This is a genomic window from Pseudoscardovia suis, from assembly GCF_002797875.1.
Taxonomy (GTDB): domain Bacteria; phylum Actinomycetota; class Actinomycetes; order Actinomycetales; family Bifidobacteriaceae; genus Pseudoscardovia; species Pseudoscardovia suis.
In genome coordinates this window covers 411,385-431,126 of sequence record NZ_PGFC01000002.1, presented here as the reverse complement: position 1 = coordinate 431,126, position 19,742 = coordinate 411,385, and the positions used below count along the sequence as shown (strand labels likewise).

Below are 19,742 nucleotides of genomic sequence, written 5' to 3'. Positions count from 1 at the left end.
AACCCGGCACCTCAATCGAATGGACCGACCTGCACATGCCCGTCTTCAACACCTGAACGAGAAGTCTAAAGCAATAACTTTGGTTCCTATATGCCAACTTGGTTCCTATATGTCCCTCGGCAAGAACGTAAGGCGTTCCACATCGTCAGACCATCATGAGGGATAGGGGCACGACGCCGGAGACGCTGATGGACGATTCAATCATGAACGCGATGGGTGTGACCGCTCCAGTCCGTGCCCAGGCCGCGGCAATGACCACGGCACCCCAGACCACGGCTAGTCCCGCGGAAAAGAAAAACGCCGGCGACAACGCCGGCGAAGAGTGCCCCGGATGCGATTCGAACGCACGACACCCGCTTTAGGAGAGCGGTGCTCTATCCCCTGAGCTACCGGGGCAACGAATATATATGGTACACCGTCACACGCCGTGGTTATGTCGCCTGCGGAATTCACACCATCATCGGGCGACGAGCCCAACAGTGTCAACGCAATAAGCGCTCACACCGCCCGCGGAATTCACACCGCCGCGACATCACGCATGCCTGGCCATGCATACGGCACATGCATATGGTCTGGCACGTCCTGCCACGCCACCGGATACCCGGCGCCATGCGCACAAAACACCGAATCCGGCGTGTTGTCGAGGTCAGCGACCGGATCATAACCCGCTGCCGCCACCACCGAGTCCTCCTCATGGCACGGCCTGTATCCGGCAAAAGTGCACGACAGCCGTCCCATGCCGTGAGTGAACGAATTGACATCCATCGCATAATCACGCATCTGGCTCACCGGCGCCTTCCCGACTAGCACCGCGCTGCCCACGCCACCGGCATCCGTGCCCGCGGCACCGCCATCCATGCCACCGGCAGCCTCCAACTCAAACTCACCGCCCATGCGCTGCACATCTGACATCGCACGCCCCACGCACTCCTGCGGCACTTCAAGCCGGAACGCATACCACGGTTCCAGCAAACGACATTCGCCGCGCTGGCGAAGTTCCATGAGACCTTGCCGCACCGCGCGGTACGTCGCCTGACGAAAATCACCACCCTCGGTGTGCTTGAGATGCGCGCGTCCCGCCACGAGCGTAAGCCGCACATCGGTGAGCGGAGCACCAACAAGCACGCCCAGATGCGTTTTCTCGGCAAGATGCGTCACCACCAAACGCTGCCAGTTGCGCGCGAGCACATCCTCACTGACATGCGCACCCACATGCACGCCGCTGCCAGGCTCCCCCGGCTCAATGAGAATGTGAGCCTCGGCGTAATGGCGCAGCGGCTCGAAATGCCCCACGCCTTCCATTGTCGCGGTCACGGTCTCTTTGTAGAGAATCCCGCCGGTGCCAAAATCCACATCGATGCCGGAGCGCTCATGCAACGCCTGGCGGATCACGTCAAGCTGCACCTCGCCCATCAGCTGCACGTGCAGTTCCTGTAGACGCTCCACCCACGCGACGCGCAGCAATGGTTCCTCGTCCTCCAGTTCGCGCAACGCCGCAATGAGCTTGTGCAAGGTGTTTTCATCGAACTGCAGGCCGCCTGCCCTCGCCGCGATGCCGTCCGTTGTGCCGGCTTGGGCGTGTGCGACGTTGGAAGAAGTGGTTGCTGGGGAATTGGAAGAATTATTGTTTCCCTGATTCTTGGCGCCGTCAGCGGAATCTGCGCGCGGTGAATCCTGATTGCCGTGCGACGCCCCGGAAGAAACATCGCTAGCGCTTGGCTGGTTCGCCCCCGCTGGCAGCACAGCGTACGTCAGCACAGGCTGCAGCATGGGCGCGCCCGCATCCGGTTCGAAACCCAGACCCTCGCCAGGGAATGTGCGCTCAGGACCGGCCACCGCGCACACCGACCCAGATGGCACCAGCGTGACCACCTCGTATTTGGCACCGTTGTAGATGCGGATCTGGTCGATTTTCTCCCACGTGCCGACCTCGTCACCAGCCGAGCCAACCTCGCTGCCGGCATCGCCAGCCTCGCTCGCGCCGCCAGCGTCATCAGCCCCATCAGCACCGCCAGCCACTCCGGCACCGCCGCCCGGCACCTCGTGCAGCATCTGCTTGGCGCGCAGCTCACCACCCGTCACACGCATCCACGTGAGCCTGTTGCCGCGCTCATCATGCGACACTCGATACACCCTCGCACCAAACGCATCCGGGCGCGGCGCCTCAAGCATCCACGAATCCAACCCATCAAGGAACGCCTTCACCCCCTCCATGCGCAGCGCCGAACCGAAAAACACCGGAAACACCGCACGCCGTGCGATAAGGGCACGCACAGTGCCCTCCCCCAGCGTGCCGGTTTCAAGAAACTCGTCCATCGCCTGTTCGTTTTGCATCGCCATGTCCTCGGCACACGCCTCAAGCCCATCGCCCAACGGCACCATGGCATCCGACAGCCGCGAGCGCAACTGGGCAAGCACGGTGTCGCGACTGGCACCAGGCGCGTCCATCTTGTTGACGAACACGAACACCGGCACGTTGTAACGCGCCAGCAACCGCCATAGCGTCTTGGTGTGCCCTTGCACACCATCGGTGCCGGAAATCACCAAAATCGCGTAGTCAAGCACTCGCAGCACTCGTTCAGTGTCCGCCGCGAAATCCACATGCCCCGGCGTATCAAGCATCGTCAGGTCCAGACCGCCATGGCGGATGCGCGCCTGATGCGCGTGGATGGTGATGCCGCGCTTCTTTTCCATCGCCTCGGGATCGAGGAATGCATCGCCATGATCGACACGCCCGATTTCGCGCACCTGTCCCGCCACATACAGCAAGGCCTCCGACAATGTGGTCTTGCCGGCATCCACGTGTGCCACGATGCCTGCGACCACACGCCGCCGCGAAGTGGCATGGCTGGCGGAGGCGGAAGACCCGGAGGACGCGGCGAAAGAAGAAGTGGCGGAATCAGTCATGCCCCCATGATTGCCGCACCCACCGATTTTGAGGCATCTCCGAATCTGTCACAGACCACTGCCCTTGCCAATCACAGGGCATTCGCCAATCACAAGGCATTCGCCGGCACAGGGCACTCACCAACACAAAACATTCACCGGCACAGGGTATGTCGACAGCGCAGAAAACCTATGATTGCAATGAAATGACAATGCCGTCCGACACCATATTCGCAAGAAACGAGCCAATGCCATGACCGAAGCAACCACACCCTCACACAACACACCCTCGCACAACACACCCTCACACAACGAAGCGCCAGCTTACAAAAATCCCAATCTGCCCACCGAAGAGAGAATCAACGACTTGCTGTCGCGCATGACGCTCGAAGAGAAGGTCGGGCAGATGATGCAGCTCGATGCCCGCGGCGCCGATCTTGAAGACCTCATAGCCGGCCGGCACGTTGGTTCCATCCTGCACACATCGCCCAACGACCTGTTCAAGGCCTGCGAAATCGTTCAATCCAAGACCCGTCTGGGAATCCCGCTGCTCATCGGCGACGATTGCATCCACGGCTATTCCTTCTGGCCGGGCGCCACCATCTTCCCGGAGCAGCTGGGAATGGCCGCAACATGGGACTCGGATATGCTCCGCGCTATTGGACGCGCCACCGCCGAAGAGGTGTCGGCTACCGGAGTGCATTGGACGTTTTCACCAGTGCTGTGCATTGCCCGCGACACCCGTTGGGGACGCGTGGGAGAAACCTTTGGCGAAGACCCCTATCTCATTGGCGAGCTGGCATCGAGCATCATCAAGGGATACCAAGGCGGAACCACGGCGGACGAACCTTTGGCAAAGGACGCGATCTTGGCGTGTGCCAAGCATTTCGCCGGATATTCGCAAACCGAAGGCGGGCGCGACGCATCCGAGGCCGACCTGAGTCGCCGCAAACTCGAGTCATGGTTCCTGCCACCCTTCGAACGAGTCGCCAAGGAAGGCTGCGCCACGTTCATGCTTGGCTATGAAGCCATCGAGGGAGTGCCTGTCACCTTCAACAACTGGCTGCTCAACGACAAGCTGCGGGGCGAGTGGGATTACCACGGAACGCTGGTGACCGATTGGGACAATGTCGGCCGTTCCGTGTGGGAGCAGCATGTCAAGCCGGACTATGCGCACGCCGCAGCTGATGCGGTCAAGGCCGGCAACGACCTGATCATGACCACACCGCAGTTTTACGAAGGCGCCCTCGAGGCGGTGCGAACCGGATTGCTTGACGAAGCGCTCATCGATGACGCGGTCAAGCGCATACTCGCTTTGAAATTCCGCCTCGGACTGTTCGAAAACCCGCGTCTGCCCGACCGCGAGCGCATCAACGCCTCCATCGGTTCAGCCGAGCACGAGCAGCTTAACCTCGCGGCGACGCGCGAGGCGATAGTGCTGTTGAAAAACAACGGCGCGCTGCCGTTTGACGCTCACAGTGCCAAACGCATCGCCGTCATCGGCCCGCTCGCGGATGACGCCCAGGCGCAGCTGGGTGACTGGGCGGGCAATTCCGGCCAGGTCGATTGGATGCCGCAAGGCCAGCCGCGCAACATGATCACCACGGTGCTTGACGGATTCACCCAACTCGCACCGCCTGAGTGCGAGGTCGTGTATTCGCGTGGCGCGAACATCGTCGATTTGCGACCTGACCCCGAGGGTGAATTCTTCCCGGATGGCCAGCCGCGACCGAAGATTGGCGTGTCCGCCGCGATTGACCAAGCGCTGATTGACGATGCCGTGGAAAACGCCCGGCGCTCCGACCTTGTGGTGGCGGTTGTGGGAGACACCATCCAGATGATCGGTGAAACCCGATCGACCGCAACGCTGGAATTGCAAGGCGGACAGAACGCGCTGCTGGAAGCCCTGTGCGGTGTTTCACGTGAAACCGGCAAACCGTTGGTGGTTGTGCTCATGAGTTCCAAGCCAATGGTGCTTCCCGCCTGTGTGATCGGCACCAACGGGGTGATTGTGGATGAATCAGCCGCCGCCGGCACGTCGGCACTGCTATGGGCGCCGTGCCCGGGCATGAAAGGCGGACAGGCTATTGCTGAGGTCATACTGGGGCTGACGAATCCGAGCGGACGGCTTCCCATCACGTTCCCCCGTCATGCAGGCCAGCTTCCCGTGTATTACAACCAGATACGCGGTCAGCATGGCAACCGGTATGCCGATCTGACGCAGGACCCGGCGTTCGCATTCGGCGAGGGACTGTCGTACACCACGTTCGAGTATGGGGAGCCGGTGATCGAGAATGTCCCGCAAGACGGCGCATTCGGCACTTGCGACACCATCCACGCCTCGATTGCGCTGACGAACACCGGGAGCCGGCCGGGTTCCGAGGTGGTGCAGGCATACGTCACGGATCTGGTGACCTCCTGCACGTGGGCGGATCGCGAGCTCAAGGCGTTCCAACGCGTGGAACTGCAACCCGGTGAATCGACGACCGTGTCGTTCGACATACCGGTGCGGGATTGCAGCATCGTCGATGCGCAGGCGCACCGCGTTGTCGAGCCCGGCGAGTTCGAGCTGCTCATCGGCCATTCCAGCCGGCGGCCGGACCTCACATGCGCACGGTTCACGGTTCGCGCGCAATCCATGGCGCACGCCAACCGACAATCCATGGCGCACGCCAACTGACAATCCATGGCGCACGCCGACTGCCGCAACGCGTCGCATTGACATGGCGTGACGCACTGACACAACGCGGCATAAACACATAAACAAAGGGCCCATCGCAGCGCGATTGCTGCGATGGGCCCTTATCGTTGTGCCCGCCCCTTACTCGAGTTCGAGTGCGCCAGTGTAGAGCTGGTAGTATTCGCCCTTCTGGGCAATGAGCTCGTCGTGGTTGCCGCGCTCGATGATGCGGCCGTGGTCGAGCACCATGATCACGTCGGAGTTGCGCACCGTGGAGAGGCGATGGGCGATGACGAACACCGTGCGCCCCTTCATCAGGTTATCCATGCCGGCTTGCACGACTTCCTCGGTTCGGGTGTCGATGGAGCTCGTCGCTTCGTCGAGAATCATGCACGGCGGATTGGCGACGGCGGCGCGGGCGATGGAAATCAGCTGGCGCTGGCCTTGCGACAATCCCGAGCCGTCGCCGGAAAGCACGGTCTGGTAGCCGTTGGGCAGCATGCGGATGAAGCCGTCGGCGTTCGTGAGCTTCGCCGCCTCGATGCATTCCTCGTCCGTCGCGTCAAGCCTGCCATAGCGGATGTTGTCCATCACAGTGCCGGTGAACAGGTTCACGTCCTGCAGCACGATGCCCAGCGAACGGCGCAAATCAGGCTTGCGGATGTTCTTCACATCGATGCCGTCATACAGAATCTGGCCTTCCTGCACGTCATAGAAACGGTTGATGAGGTTCGTCACCGTCGTCTTGCCCGCACCAGTGGCGCCCACCAAGGCCATCTTCTGGCCCGGCTTAGCGAACCACGTGATGTCATGCAGCACAGGCTTTCCCGGCACGTAGCTGAATGTCACGTCGGTGAAGCGCACATCACCGCGCAGCAGGGTGTAGCGTCCGTCCGGCGACGTGACGGCCTGTTCCTTGGCCTTGAGCGCCACTTCGCGCGCCGACCCCTTGAGCTTGGACGCCGCCGCGAGAGACCTCGTGCCATCGTCGTCCGCGGCGCGCTTCCATGCCCAGTGGCCGGTCTCGCGCTTTGTCTCGGTCATCGTGCGGCCGTCGGCACCCAATTCCACGTTGACGAGCGTCACGGTCCCCTCATCGGTTTCCACCGGCTCGTCCATCAGGGCGAAGATGCGAGACGCGCCTGCGAGCGCCATGAGCACCATGTTGAACTGCATGGAAACCTGGCCCAAGGGGTTGAGGAATCCCTTGACCAGTGTCAGCAGTGACACAATCGTGCCCAGCGTCATCACGCCAACGCCGCCGAAGCTGAGGTTCGGCAGGCCGGCGATGCCCACGGCGGCCCCCGCGATGGCGATGATCACATACAACAGGTAGCCCATGTTGTTCACGATCGGCATGATGATGTTGCCATAAGTGTTGGCGCGGGCGGAAGCGTCGAAAAGCTCTTCGTTCTTCCGGTCGAATTCGCGTTGTGTCGCATCCTCATGGTTGAAGACCTTGATGACCTTCTGCCCGTTGACGGCCTCTTCGACGAATCCGTTGACATCGCCCAATGACTTCTGCTGGCGTATGAAGTGCGCGCCGCTGCGCTTGACAAGCTTGTTGACCATCATGAACAGCACGATGGCGAACACAAGCGAAAACAGCCCGAACGGCACGGAAAGCGCAAGCATCGCCACAAGGGAGGCGAAAGCGCTGATCAGAGACGAGATCATCTGCGGAATCGACTGCGAGATGGCTTGGCGCAATGTATCGGTGTCGTTCGTGTAACGGCTCATCACATCGCCATGCTCATGCGTGTCGAAGTAACGAATCGGCAGACGCTGCTGATGGGCGAACATCTCGTCGCGAATCGTCTTGAGCGTGCCTTGCTCCACTTTGACGACCATCCAGTTCCACAGCCAGATGCTGAACGTTCCCACCACATACAGCACGGCAAGCAGCGCGATTGCTCGCGCCAGCGGCTGCCAATCCGGATTGGTCTGCCCCACGAGCGGCAGGATGTATTTGTCGATGAGCTGCTGGAGGAATGCAATTGAAAAGGCTTGGGAGACAGCCATGACGATGATTGCGAGCAGGATTACCACGACCTGCCAGCGGTAACGCAGGATGTAGCCCATGAGCCTTTTCACTGTGCCGGGCGCCGGACGATTGTTCGCCGGTTTCTTTGCTGGCGTCTGGCTCATCGTGCATCTCCTTCCTGAGTTTCCTGTGCGTGTTCATCAATGCCGGCTGCATGGTTCTTCGTCTGCAGCTCGTAGATCGCGCGGTATTCGTCACTGGTCTGAAGCAGCTCGTCATGAGTGCCCTTGGCGGCAATCGCGCCGTTCTTCATGATGAGGATCATATCGGCGTCCTGCACGGAGCTCAAACGCTGGGCGATGATGATCTTCGTCGTCTGTGGGATGTCTTGACGCAGGCCTTGGCGAATCAGATAATCGGTTTTCGTGTCAACGGCGCTCGTGGAATCATCGAGGATGAGGATCTTCGGTTTCTTGAGCAATGCGCGTGCGATGCACAGGCGCTGGCGTTGGCCACCGGACACGTTGGTGCCGCCCTGTTCGATCCACGTGTCGTATTTGTCGGGGAATTCCTGGACGAATCCATCCGCCTGGGCGATCTGCGCGGCGCGACGCACCTCGTCGTCGGTGGCGTTCGGATTGCCCCAGCGCAGGTTGTCGGCGATCGTGCCGCTGAACAGCACGTTCTTCTGCAACACCACCGCCACTTGGTCGCGCAACAGCGTCAGGTCGTAGTCGCGCACATCATGCCCGCCGACCTTGAGCGACCCTTCGGTCACGTCATACAGGCGTGGGATGAGCTGCACGAGACTGGACTTGGACGAGCCGGTGCCGCCGATGATGCCGACGACCGCCCCGGAGGGGATCTTGATGTCGATGTCATCCAACACCGGTTTTTCAGCGGTCTTGGCATAGCGGAACGTCACATGGTCGAATTCAATGGAGCCATCCGGCACATCGGTGAGCGGCTTGTCGGGGTTCGTGACGGTGCTGGCCTCTTGCAGCACCTGGCAGACGCGTTCCGCCGAGGCCTGCGAGATGATGATGAGGACGAAAATCATCGACACCATCATCAGCGACATCATGATTTGCAGCGCGTAGGCGATGAGCGCTGTCAGGTCGCCGGTTGTCATGCCCAGCGCCGCATTGTTGCCGGATGCCACGATCTGCTTGGCGCCCAGCCATGAGATGAGCAGCAGCGTGGTGTAGATGCAGCCGTCCATGAGCGGGGCGTTGAAGCTCAGCGTGTGCTCCGCTTTCACGAAGTTCTTGTAGATGAGCTGCGAGATGCGGCTGAACTTGCCGATCTCATGATTCTCACGGTTGTAGGACTTCACCACGCGGATTCCCTGGAGGTTTTCGTCCACGTCGTTGTTCAGCGCATCATACAGGTGGAACGTGCGTTCGAAGATCGGATGCACGTAAGCGGCGATAGCGATGAGGCCGCCGCCCAGAATCGGAATCGCCACAAGGAAGATCATGGAGATGGATGGGCTGATGCGGAAGCTCAGGATCCATGCGACGATGATCAGCATCGGGGCGCGCACGCCCACGCGAATGAGCATCTGGTAAGAGTTCTGCAGGTTCGTGATATCCGTGGTGCAGCGCGTGATGATGGAACCGGTGGAGAATCGGTCGATGTTCGTGAAGCTGAAGCCCTGCACCTTCTTGAACACGTCGTGGCGCAGATTCTTGGCGAAGCCTGCGGCCGCCACTGCCGAATAACGACCGGCGAGGGTGCCGGCGACGGCGGAGACGATGGCGCACACGAGCAGAATCGCACCGTACTGCCACACCTTCGGCATGGATCCGCCAGTGATGCCACGGTCGATGAGCAGCGCCATGACCGTGGGGATGATCATTTCAAGGATGGCTTCGACTGCCACTGTCGCCGGCGTGAGCAGGCTTTCTTTCTTGTATTCGCGCAGGCTATGGCCCAGCGTTCGTATGACATGGGTGGGCTTGGCAAGCTCGCTGTCGCGTTTTTCTTGATCGGCCGCGACAAGCGCCATCGCGGCTCGCGCCGCGGATTCGCCGGATGCGGTGTTCGGTGCGGTTGGCGTGTTGTCAATCGTGCGTGCCGCGTCGTTTCGTGCGCTCACTCTCGTGCTCCTTCCATCAATCTGTCGTCTTTGTTGTGATTGTCGTCTGCATTGCCACCGTCTGTGCCGGCGTCTGCACCTGCTTGGTGCGCAACGCCTCCACCAACGCCTTCACCGGAGCCGCCAGCCGGATCGACGGAGGCTGCATCCGCAGGCATCGCGCGCTCGATGTTCGCGCGCATGCGGTGGATGAACTGTGTGAATTGCTCGATCTGCTCTGGAGTGAATCCCTCGAACAGATGCGATTCCATCTCCTCGCCGTGAGCCTCGAGATAGCTCACCGCATCACGGCCGCGCGCTGTCAGCACCAGTCGTTTGAGCCGCGCATCATGCTCCACGGGAAGCCTAGCAATCATTCCATTGCTTTCCAGCAGCGTCAACTCGCGCGAGGCGGTGGAACGGGTGATGCCGAAAGCCTTCTCGATATCACGCTGGTAGATGTCGCGATCGCTGTGATGTGCAAGGAATATCAGCACCCGCACGTTGCCGCCGGTGGCGCCGCGCACACAGTCAGGCAACGTCTGATGCAGGTATCTCGTGATGCGTCTGTTAAGCGCCTGCATTTGCAATACCGGGCTCTGCATCTTCACGCCGCCGCTTCTTTCCGTTCGTCCGCCACCGTCTATCGCTGTCTGCCACATCCGCTGCCGCCCGCCACTGCCCCACCGATACCCGGCAGGCACGAGCAGCTCCGTTCATTCCCGGATCTTCGACTTCTATCCGCAGCCCACCATAATATGACTCATATACAACTGTTGTATGTGACACACATCTGCCGTGTCTGCATCCATCAGTCACGCAACGCCCGAGTCAGCCCGCGGAGCGCCGGAGTGTGGAAGCGAAACGCACCGCTTGGCCTGCATTGTGGTATCACAATAGAAGGGCGCCTTGAAACCGCGTCATGACGCTACACGGCGCACCCTATCACTACGCAGACATACACAGAATCAGGGAGGATTCATGATCCAGATCGAGCAACTTGAAGCAGAAGGCAAGGCCGTGCAGGGCACGATGATTGTCGCTCCCGGCGGCGACGGCCATCCGAACATGATCATCGTGCAGGGCAGCAAGGGCTATCTCATGTGCGGCTATCTCAATCTCGCAGCCGCCGAGAAGTTCGGCGATGCAGCGGTGCTCGTGGGCGGCGCTGATTTCGCCGCGGTGCTCGCCAACCCGATCAAGGGCTGCACCGAAGCCGCCAAGAAGGCGGGTGTGACCGAGGGCATGACCGGTGCCCAGGCCGCTGCCGTGCTCGCCTGATCGCAGCACAGCGCCGCACGGCAGAATCAGTGGGGGCTTGCAACACCAGTTGCAAGCCCCCACGTGTCATTCATGGCGCTTCACGAACCAAGCTCGCTGCACTGCTCAGACTCGCCGTCCGGCTCGACGCAAGCGACGGGCGATTTCGGCGCACAACAGCGCAGCGATGATGGCGATCAGGCCTCCGCATATCAGCGAGCGCGCGGTCGAAGAACCGCCGGTGAATGGCAGCGCGGTGACCACCCGCTCGTTGGTGAAGCTCAGCTGATTGGCACTGGACTTGCCGGTATCGTCGCTGGCGCTGGAATCGTAGATGACTTTCGCCGTGCTCAGCGTATTGCCGTCATCGTCAACCACCTGCGTGACCTTGACGCCCGCCTTATTGCCAAGCTGGCGTTGCGTGACATCGCTGACGGTGACGCTCACCCGATAGACAGCCTTCGAGTATGTGACGCCGGTCGCACCGTCGGTGCCGCCCGCGCCAGCGGCACCGCCGTTCGCACCGTTTTCACGGATCTCGTACACATAGGTCTTGCCTGCATCTGCCACTGTGAACGGGAAGGCGCCGAACGAAGCGGAACTCGTAGACCCATTCGCCCCCTTCGACAGTGTCAGCGTCGCGTCGCTCGGCAGCGGTCCGGCGCCATCTGCTGACCCACCGTCGTCGGTCGCGCTCAACGCGGTCATCGTGAACGTGTATTGGGCGCCCGCAGGCCACCCGCCTTCAACGGTTTTGCTCACTTTCACCGCCGTGGTGGGCACCGTGGTGTTCGCGAACGCCGGCGCGGTGGACGTGTCATAGATCATGCTCGCCACGAGCTTGTTCGGATCGGCCGTGGACCGCGCCACCGTCACCGTCACCGCATGCGTGGAGGTGTCGTAGACGGTTGTGCCGGACTGCACGTCCGCGTCCGACGGCACGGATTCGGCGATCGAATACCGGTAGACGCCCTCCGCCGTGTACGTGATCGTGCCGAAGTCCACCGTGCCATCGGCCCTGTTGCTCGCCGTGGAGACGAGCTGCGCCGTGCCGTCGGCCGCCGTGGACTGCGTGGCGCCCTTGGGCATCGGCGTGCCGTCGGCCGCGGTCAGCGTGAACGTGAACGCGCCGTCCGCCGGCGCCGTGCCGTCGAGCGTCTTGGTGGCCGTAAGGTCCACCGTGGCCTGCTCGAGCGGCTTCGTGGTGTTATAGATCTTCGGGTAATGCTTGGTGTAGGCGTCACCCTGGTCGGGCGTGGCGGCCAGATCGAAATCCGAAGCATCGTCGAAATCATCCACCGTGATGGTGGCGCCGGCCTTGGCGTGGTAGATCGTGCCGTCGGCCACGCCATCCCAGCCGTAGGCGATGTAATCCTTGTTCTTGTCGTCGGCGGTGGCCTGCTCCTTGTCGATCACCACCATGGCGCGCAGGCCGGTCACGCCGTCCTTCACCACCTTCTTCACGTACACGGTGGCCGTGCGGTCCTTCGTGTCGTATTCGATGGTCGGGTCGTCGCCCTGCACCTCGCGGAAGGTGTAGGTGAAGGTGGCCGAATCGGCGTCTCCGAGGTCCTTCAGGGTGATGGGCACGGTGAAGTCGATGAGACCGTTGTCGCCGTTGGAGATGGTGGTGTTGAGCAGCCTCGGCGCGTTGCCGGACGGCGTGATGGAGAAGGTGAACTGACCGGCCTTGGCAGGCTTGCCGTCAAGCAGCTTCGTGGCGCGGATCTCCACCCAGCCGGTGGTCGTGGTGTTCTGCACCACCAGCAGCGCGTCGGTTCCCGCGTAGCTGACGGAGGCGGACAGCGTGTTGTCGTCGTTGCGCGTCACCGTCACCTTCGCCGTGTAGACGTTCGTGTCATACACGATATTCGCGTCGCTTCCCGCCACCTCGTGGATGGCGTAGGTGTAGACGCCGGGGTATTCGAAGGTGATGTCTGCCCAGGAGGCATGTCCGGCGCCTTGGTTCGTGGTGGTGGCGGTCGGCGTGCCGTCGGAGCCGGTCGTGGCGTCCGCAGGCATCGGCACGCTCACCGCGTTGCCCTCGGTGTCGGTGGCGTCGGTGGAGACGGGGCGCAGCTCGAAGGAGAACTGGCCGGCCGTGTTGGCCGGGATTCCGTCGAGCATCTTCGTCAGACGCAGCTGCGCCGTGGTGGGAACGGCCTTGACGTAGCTGTTCGAGAAGCCGGCGGGCGCCTCGCCCGCGTCATACGTCACTGTGTCGCTCAGTGTGTTCGTGGCCGGGTCGCGCGTCACGGTGACGGTGACGACGTGGGACGCGGTGTCCTTCGCGATGGACGGGTCGCCCGTCGCATTCTCGGTGATCGCATACGTGTACGTTCCCTCGGCCGAATACACGATGGGGCCGAAGTCGATGACGCCGTTCTCGCCGTTGTTCGTGTCGCAGTAGATGGTTCCCGTGGTCTGGTCGGTCTGCGGCGTGCACGATTCGGGCATCGGCGTGCCGTCGGCGGCGTTGAGCCGGAAGGAGAACTGGCCGCTGGCGGCGGGCTTGCCGGCGAGCGTCTTGGAGGAGTAGATGTGGTCCTTCACGGCGCCCGGCGCAATCGTGGTATTCCTGAACGTCGGCTTGTCGGAGGACGTCGATCCGTTCGCCGAATACGCCACGCTCGCCTGGAGGTCGTTGCTGGTGGTGTCTCGTGTCACGGTCACGGTCACGAGCACGACGGAGGAATCGTAGGCGATGCCCGCGTCGTCGCCCTTGCTTTCCGTCATCGTGTACGTGTAGGTGCCTTCGGCGGTGTAGCGGATGGTGCCGAAGGAGATGGTGCCGTCACTGTGGGCGGACACGGTGAGTTCGGAGCCATTGTCGGCCGGGTCGGCCGGCATGGGCGTGTCGGGCGCGTTGGCCTGCAGTGTGAAGAAGAAGGTATCGGGTGCGAAGCCGGTTTTGCCGTCGAGCGTCTTGTTCGCGCCGATCGAGACGTCGACCGGGTTCGGGGCGATTGTGGTGTTCTGGAAGGCGTTGCCGCCCTGGCCCGTGGTGACGGTGCCGTCCGCGGCGTCCTTGCTGTAGGAGACGGAGGCCTCGAGCTCGTTCGCGGCGTCGTTGCGCGTCACGGTGACGGTGGCGGTCACCTTGCCCGTGTCGTAGCTGATGCCCGCGTCGGCGTCGGCGGGCTTGTTCTCGGTGATGGCATACGTGTAGGTGCCGGCCTTCGAGAACACGATGGGGCTCAGGATCGCCTTGCCCAGCGAATCGTTGGTGATGATGGCCGAGCCACCGGCGGGAGTTCCCTCCGGCATGGGTGCGCCGTCGTTCGCGGTGACGGTGAAATCGTAGGCATTGCGCGCGGGCGTCTTGCCGTCGATGGTTTTCGTGACCTCGAGCTGCGCCGTGGCGTCCTTGGTGTACACGTTGTTCACGGTGATGCCGCCGGTGTCGGCGTAGGTCACCGTGGAGACGAGTTTACCGACGTCGGCGCCCGTCCCCTTCGTCACTTGCACGGTCACCGTATGCGCCGTGCTGTCATAGCCGACGTCGGGGTCGGTTCTGGGTATCTCGGCCACCGAGTACACGTAGGTGCCCGGCTGGGTATAGGTGATCTGCCCGAAGGTGAACGTTCCGTCGGCGCCGACCGTGGCCGTGTCGCTGTCGGGCAGCGGGGCGTTCGTGTCGGACGCGATGCGGAAAGCGAAGGTGCCGAACAGGTTGCGGACGGTCGCGTCATCACCCGTGGTGCCGTACTGCGACAGCGTCTTGCCGTTGATGGTTTTCGTGCCGGAGATGGTGGCGGTGGCGGGGTTCTTGGAGTAGTCGATGGAATCGTCGACGATGCTCGCCTCCATGGCTTTCGGTGTGATGGTGGAGGTGCCCAGGAGGTTCTGGTAGTTCTTCACCTCGGAGCCCGGCTGGTACAACTGGAGCGCCTCGCTGGCCTGGAGCGTGTAGCCGGTCGGGTCGATGAGCTTCTTGTAGGCGTCGATCATGGCCTGGTTGAAACCGTAGTAGTTGCCTGTCGTGGGGTCGACGAGGTTCGCGAAGGAGTAGCTTGGAGCGAACTTGTTGACATAGCCGCCGTCGGTGTAATGCCACACAGCGAGCTGGGTGACCATGCGCTGCTGGTTTGCGTCGAGGCCTGCCAGAAGGTCGGTGGGGTTGTTGGCCGTGATGGTGGCGTTGTTCGGGTAGCCGCGCGTGACGACCGACATGATGCGGCGCGCGAATTCCGTGGAGTCGGAGATGGTGCCGTAGGCATCGGACTGGAGCCTGTACGCGGCGCTGGTCCAGAGCATGGCGATGGAGCCCTCGGCCTCGTTGTACCGGGTGTACTGCATGCCGCTGGAGGCCTGGGGGCCTCGCGGCGCCGTGCTCAGATAGTTGTAGCAGTAGACGACGGACGATGTTCCGCTGCCGTCGGCGACAGAAATCGAGGGAAGCGGGTCGACCCTCTTGCCGTCGCCGGTGGTGGCGATCGCCTGGCGGCTCGTCCACGTGACGTCCTTGTATTCCCACGGGTTCGTGGTGTCGGCGTTGACGGGGAATTCGCTGATGGCCTGCCAGTCCTTCGACGTGTCTACCGTCGTGGTGTCCTCGGGAACGGTGAAGGTCACGTCGGCGGCGGAGTAATAGCCGTCCGATGCCTTGTCTTCGTGCAGCTTGTAGGAGCCCGCCGCCACCTGCAGCACCAGCGCCGTGGTCGTGCTCGTCCACGTGGCGGAGCGCCCGTCGGAGGATATCGTGACGTCCACGGCGGAGGAATCGTCTTTCTTGATATACCCGTCCGCCGTGCTCAGGGTCAGCTGCGCGCCGGCGATCTCCTTGCGCACGCTTTCGCCGGTCGACGTGGACACGGATGTGTCGTACTGCGGGTTGCCGGCCGCATCGTTGCCCCATGCATGGATGGTCAGCTTACGGGTGAGGGAATCCGCGGTCGAGTTCGTTGTCGGGTTGGCTGCAGAAGCTGCGCCGATCTTCAACAACGACATCGGAATGATCATCGCAGCGGCGCACAGCACCGCAATAAAAACGATAAACCCACGACGAATCATTGGCCTGTGCACTTGGACTCCTCATATTTGCTGATATATTTTGCTGATTGCTGCACCCGGCACATGGCAGTGCACAAATCGGCTAACCTGCCGCCGGACCTCTATCCCCTGATATTTGACGCCATGAGACGCACGATAGAAGGTCTGATCAAGAAAAATCTCGGAATAAAACCGGCTCGATGATATCAACATCATGTGTCGCCACGCCATAGTCCCCACAACCATGTGAGCAAGTTCACATGTCCGCTTTGGTGTCCGTCACAGGCAGTTTGCAGCCAGTTTTCAATCAATTCATAACAAGTTCACGCCCGGCCGCAACCGCATTCACAGCCAATCGCAACCGCACCCACAGCCAGCCATAACCAACCATAAAAATGCAGCCCCACCCCGGTCAAGGGATGAGGCTGCAATGAGTACACTCAGCGGTTCAGCGCCGCATCAGTCAGGCTTTGGCAACGTCGACCGCAATCTCATCGGCGCCGTCAGCAACAACCGTGACGGAGTCGGCAAGGGTGTCGCCCGCCACAAGGTCCTTGAACTGCTCGACCTTGGCGGCGTCGGCAGCTGAAGGCACATGCACGGTGAGCGCAATGCGATCGGTGATCTGCAGACCGGCGTCCTTGCGGGCGTCCTGCGTGGCACGGATCACGTCACGGGCATAGCCCTCGGCCTCGAGATCAGCGTCCAGAGCCTTGTCAAGAAGCACGAAGCCACCGGTGGGCAGGGATGCGGATACCACATCATCAGTGCTGGAGGCGTTCTTTTCCTCCACACGGTTGATGAGCTCGTATTCACCATCCTGCAGCGGGATGTCACCGTTGGGGCCTTCGCACACGACAGCACCATCCGCCTCCTGATGCCATGCGCCGGACTTGGACGCCTTGATGGCGAACTGCACCTGCTTGCCCAGGCGCGGACCAGCGGCGCGTGCGTTGACGCGCAGCTCGTGCACAACGCGCAGGCCATGCTCGTCGGCGTCCTCCAGCGTGGTGAACTCCACGTTCTTCACGTTGAGTTCGGCCTTGAGCGTCTCTTCATACGGCTCCACGGCGTCGATGTCCTCGGCGACCACGGTGAGCAGACGCAGGGGCTGGCGCACGCGGATCTTCTCGGCCTTGCGCAGGCTGAGCGTGGCGGAGACGATCTCGCGCACCTTCTCCATCGCTGCCACGAGCGCATCGTCGGCGACGAGCGTCTCGCCCAGTTCGGTCGCAGCGGCATCCGGGTCGCCGCCGTCCTCGGTGAGGAACGGCCAATCCGCCAGATGCACGGACTCCCCGCCTGTCAAGCCCCTCCACATGGATTCGGCTTCCATCGGGGCGAGCGGCGCAATGACGCGGCCGAGCACTTCCAGCGCGGTGTACAGCGTGTTGAGCGCGTTCTCGTCCTTGGCGGCGAAACGGTCGCGGTTGTTGCGAATGTACCAATTCGTCAGCGTGTCGATGAAGTCGCTGACCTCACCGCAGGCATCGGAGATGGCGAATTCGTCAAGGTCCTTCTCGACGCCGAGCACAAGCTTGCGCGTGCGGGCGAGCAGATAGCGGTCCATGCGCGGCAGGCCGGCGACCTCTTCGGGCTTGACGTGGCGCGCGTCGTATCCGGCGGCGTTCGCATACAGCGTGAAGAAGTAGTACGAACTCCACAGCGGCAGCATGACCTGGCGCACGGTGTCGCGGATTCCTTCGGACGTGACGATGAGGTTGCCGCCACGCAGGATCGGCGAGCTCATGAGGAACCAGCGCATGGCGTCGGAACCGAATTTGTTGAACACACCGTTGACATCCGGGTAGTTGCGCAAGTGCTTGCTCATCTTCTGCCCGTCGGAGCCCAGCACGATGCCATGGCAGATGACGTTCTTGAAGGCGGGCTTGTCGAACAGCGCGGTTGCCATCACGTGCAGCAGGTAGAACCAGCCGCGGGTCTGGCCGATGTATTCCACGATGTAGTCGCACGGGAAGTGAGTCTCGAACCATTCCTTGTTTTCGAAGGGATAATGGCACTGTGCGAAGGGCATGGAGCCGGATTCGAACCAGCAGTCGAGCACATCGCTGATGCGGTGCATGTGGCTCTTGCCGGTCGGGTCGTCCGGATTGACGCGCACGAGGTTGTCGATCCACGGGCGGTGCATGTTGATCTCGCCCTTGTCGTCACGCGGGTAGTCGCCGAAGTCAGCCTTGAGCTCCTCCAGCGATCCGTACACGTCCACGCGCGGATACTTCGGGTCGTCGCTCACCCACACCGGGATCGGGCTGCCCCAGAAGCGGTTGCGGGAGATCGACCAGTCGCGTGCGTTGGCGAGCCACTTGCCGAACTGACCGTCCTTGACGTTCTCGGGGATCCAGTTGATCTGCTGATTGAGCTCGAGCAGGCGCGGCTTGATCTTGGTGACGGAGACGAACCACGAGCTCACTGGCTTGTAGATGAGCGGGGTGCCGCAGCGCCAGCAGTGCGGGTAGGAGTGCACATAGCTCTTCTCTTGGAACAGCAGCGCGCGGCGCTCCTCAGGGACCGCGGCGAGCGGGCCGGTGCTGTTGCGCAGGTCGCGCAGGATCGGCTTGTTGGCGTCGAAAACATACAGCCCTTCGTAATCAGGCACGAGGGAGGTGAACACGCAGCCTTCGTCGAGCACGTCGGTGCTCTTGATGCCCTTGGACTGCAGGGTGTTCATATCGTCCTCGCCGTAGGGAGCCTGATGGACAATGCCCGTGCCCTCGACGGTGTCGACATAGTCGGCGGTGAAGATTTGGAACGCCTCGGGGCCTGGAGTGCCGTCCTTCGGGTTGCCGTTCTCATCCGCGAAATACGGGAACACCGGCCAGTAACGCCAGCCGGCCATCTGCGCGCCCTTGAGCTCGCGAACGGTCTCGTAGCCTTCGCCCAATTCCTTGGCGAACGAGCCAAGCAGATCCTTGGCCAGATACAGCTTCTTGCCGGCGAACGCGCCTTCGGTCGGCTGCACCTCCACATAGTCGATGTCCGCGCCGACAACCATTGCGAGGTTGGACGGGACGGTCCACGGCGTGGTCGTCCAGAACACGACGTAAGCGTCCTCGTTGCACAGCTTCACTGCGACGGCGAGCGACATGTCCTGACGGTCTTGATAAACGTCGGCGTCCATGCGCAGCTCGTGCGCCGACAGCGGCGTGCGGTCCTTGGGGCAATACGGCAGCACACGGTAGCCTTGGTATGCGAGGCCCTTGTTGTACAGCGTCTTGAACGCCCACATCACGGACTCCATGTACGGGATGTTGAGCGTCTTGTAACCGTGGTCGAAATCCACCCAGCGCGCCTGGCGGTGCACGTAGGCACGCCATTCGTTCGTGTACTTGAGCACGGATGCACGGCATGCGTCGTTGAACTTGGCGATGCCCATCTGCTCGATCTGATCAACGGACTCGATGCCCAGTTCCTTCTGCGCTTCGAGCTCAGCGGGCAGACCATGGGTGTCCCAGCCAAACACGCGGTTGACGCGGTGGCCCTTCATCGTCTGGTAACGCGGGATCACGTCCTTGGCGTAACCGGTGAGCAGGTGGCCGTAGTGCGGCAGGCCGTTGGCGAAAGGCGGGCCGTCGAAGAAGACGAATTCATTGCCCGAGTGATCGCCGGAGGGGCGCTCGTCGATGGACTTTTGGAAGGTGTCGTCCTTGTCCCAGTAATTAAGGACCTTCTCTTCCATGTCGGGGAAGTTGGGATTGGGCGTGACGGTCTCTTCGGAACCGTCCACGACCGCCTTGGGATACACGCGCGAAGTGTCGCTCATATTTCTCCTCATAGCCGGTTTACCCCAGGCGATGCCGCCTGAGGCGCTACGAGGACGATGCCTGACGGCACCGCGGTAC

Annotated in this window: 8 protein-coding genes and 1 tRNA gene; 2 read left to right on the top strand and 7 right to left on the bottom strand. The window is 61.9% G+C overall.

Annotation, left to right across the window (positions count from 1 at the left end; genetic code table 11):
• Positions 1-323: 323 nt before the first annotated feature.
• Together CLV65_RS04325 and CLV65_RS04320 are read right to left on the bottom strand one after the other, a co-directional pair.
• Positions 324-396, bottom strand: a tRNA-Arg gene (locus CLV65_RS04325).
• 120 nt (positions 397-516) lie between these two features.
• Positions 517-2,907: an elongation factor G gene (locus tag CLV65_RS04320; RefSeq protein WP_094690532.1), complete on the bottom strand. Its 2,391-nt coding sequence runs from the start codon at positions 2,905-2,907 to the stop codon at positions 517-519.
• Between the two features lie 232 nt (positions 2,908-3,139).
• Here CLV65_RS04320 and CLV65_RS04315 point away from each other — a divergent pair, with 232 nt between their 5' ends.
• The gene (locus CLV65_RS04315) at positions 3,140-5,566 is read left to right on the top strand and encodes a glycoside hydrolase family 3 N-terminal domain-containing protein (RefSeq protein WP_094690533.1); all 2,427 of its coding nucleotides are present in this window, start codon (positions 3,140-3,142) and stop codon (positions 5,564-5,566) included.
• Between the two features lie 141 nt (positions 5,567-5,707).
• On the opposite strand, the gene CLV65_RS04310 is transcribed toward CLV65_RS04315, so the two are convergent.
• The 3 genes from CLV65_RS04310 to CLV65_RS04300 form a co-directional block, all read right to left on the bottom strand.
• The gene (locus CLV65_RS04310) at positions 5,708-7,714 is read right to left on the bottom strand and encodes an ABC transporter ATP-binding protein (protein ID WP_094690534.1); all 2,007 of its coding nucleotides are present in this window, start codon (positions 7,712-7,714) and stop codon (positions 5,708-5,710) included.
• A complete protein-coding gene (locus CLV65_RS04305) occupies positions 7,711-9,561 on the bottom strand; it encodes an ABC transporter ATP-binding protein (RefSeq protein WP_094690644.1) in 1,851 nt (616 codons plus the stop codon). The genes CLV65_RS04310 and CLV65_RS04305 overlap by 4 nt, the downstream gene beginning before the upstream one ends.
• A gap of 86 nt (positions 9,562-9,647) precedes the next feature.
• Positions 9,648-10,235: a MarR family winged helix-turn-helix transcriptional regulator gene (locus CLV65_RS04300; RefSeq protein ID WP_244569083.1), complete on the bottom strand. Its 588-nt coding sequence runs from the start codon at positions 10,233-10,235 to the stop codon at positions 9,648-9,650.
• Between the two features lie 376 nt (positions 10,236-10,611).
• On the opposite strand from CLV65_RS04300, the gene CLV65_RS04295 reads away from it, so the two are divergent.
• The gene (locus tag CLV65_RS04295) at positions 10,612-10,911 is read left to right on the top strand and encodes a DUF1805 domain-containing protein (RefSeq protein ID WP_094690536.1); all 300 of its coding nucleotides are present in this window, start codon (positions 10,612-10,614) and stop codon (positions 10,909-10,911) included.
• A 105-nt stretch (positions 10,912-11,016) separates the two neighbouring features.
• Here the strand turns inward: CLV65_RS04295 and CLV65_RS04290 are convergent, their stop codons facing one another.
• Together CLV65_RS04290 and ileS are read right to left on the bottom strand one after the other, a co-directional pair.
• Positions 11,017-15,840, bottom strand: coding sequence for a Spy0128 family protein (locus CLV65_RS04290; protein WP_158216086.1), 4,824 nt, complete (start codon positions 15,838-15,840; stop codon positions 11,017-11,019).
• 505 nt (positions 15,841-16,345) lie between these two features.
• Positions 16,346-19,663, bottom strand: a complete 3,318-nt coding sequence (gene ileS / locus CLV65_RS04285; RefSeq protein WP_094690538.1) for an isoleucine--tRNA ligase — start codon at positions 19,661-19,663, stop codon at positions 16,346-16,348.
• Positions 19,664-19,742: the final 79 nt, after the last annotated feature.

Bases quoted from the DNA above. Each gene is read 5' to 3' on its own strand.
- CLV65_RS04310 (WP_094690534.1), bottom strand. From the start codon at position 7,714: ATGAGCCAGACGCCAGCAAAGAAACCGGCGAACAATCGTCCGGCGCCC.
- ileS (WP_094690538.1), bottom strand. From the start codon at position 19,663: ATGAGCGACACTTCGCGCGTGTATCCCAAGGCGGTCGTGGACGGTTCC.
- CLV65_RS04290 (WP_158216086.1), bottom strand. From the start codon at position 15,840: ATGTCGTTGTTGAAGATCGGCGCAGCTTCTGCAGCCAACCCGACAACG.
- CLV65_RS04320 (WP_094690532.1), bottom strand. From the start codon at position 2,907: ATGACTGATTCCGCCACTTCTTCTTTCGCCGCGTCCTCCGGGTCTTCC.
- CLV65_RS04315 (WP_094690533.1), top strand. From the start codon at position 3,140: ATGACCGAAGCAACCACACCCTCACACAACACACCCTCGCACAACACA.
- CLV65_RS04305 (WP_094690644.1), bottom strand. From the start codon at position 9,561: ATGGCGCTTGTCGCGGCCGATCAAGAAAAACGCGACAGCGAGCTTGCC.
- CLV65_RS04300 (WP_244569083.1), bottom strand. From the start codon at position 10,235: ATGCAGAGCCCGGTATTGCAAATGCAGGCGCTTAACAGACGCATCACG.
- CLV65_RS04295 (WP_094690536.1), top strand. From the start codon at position 10,612: ATGATCCAGATCGAGCAACTTGAAGCAGAAGGCAAGGCCGTGCAGGGC.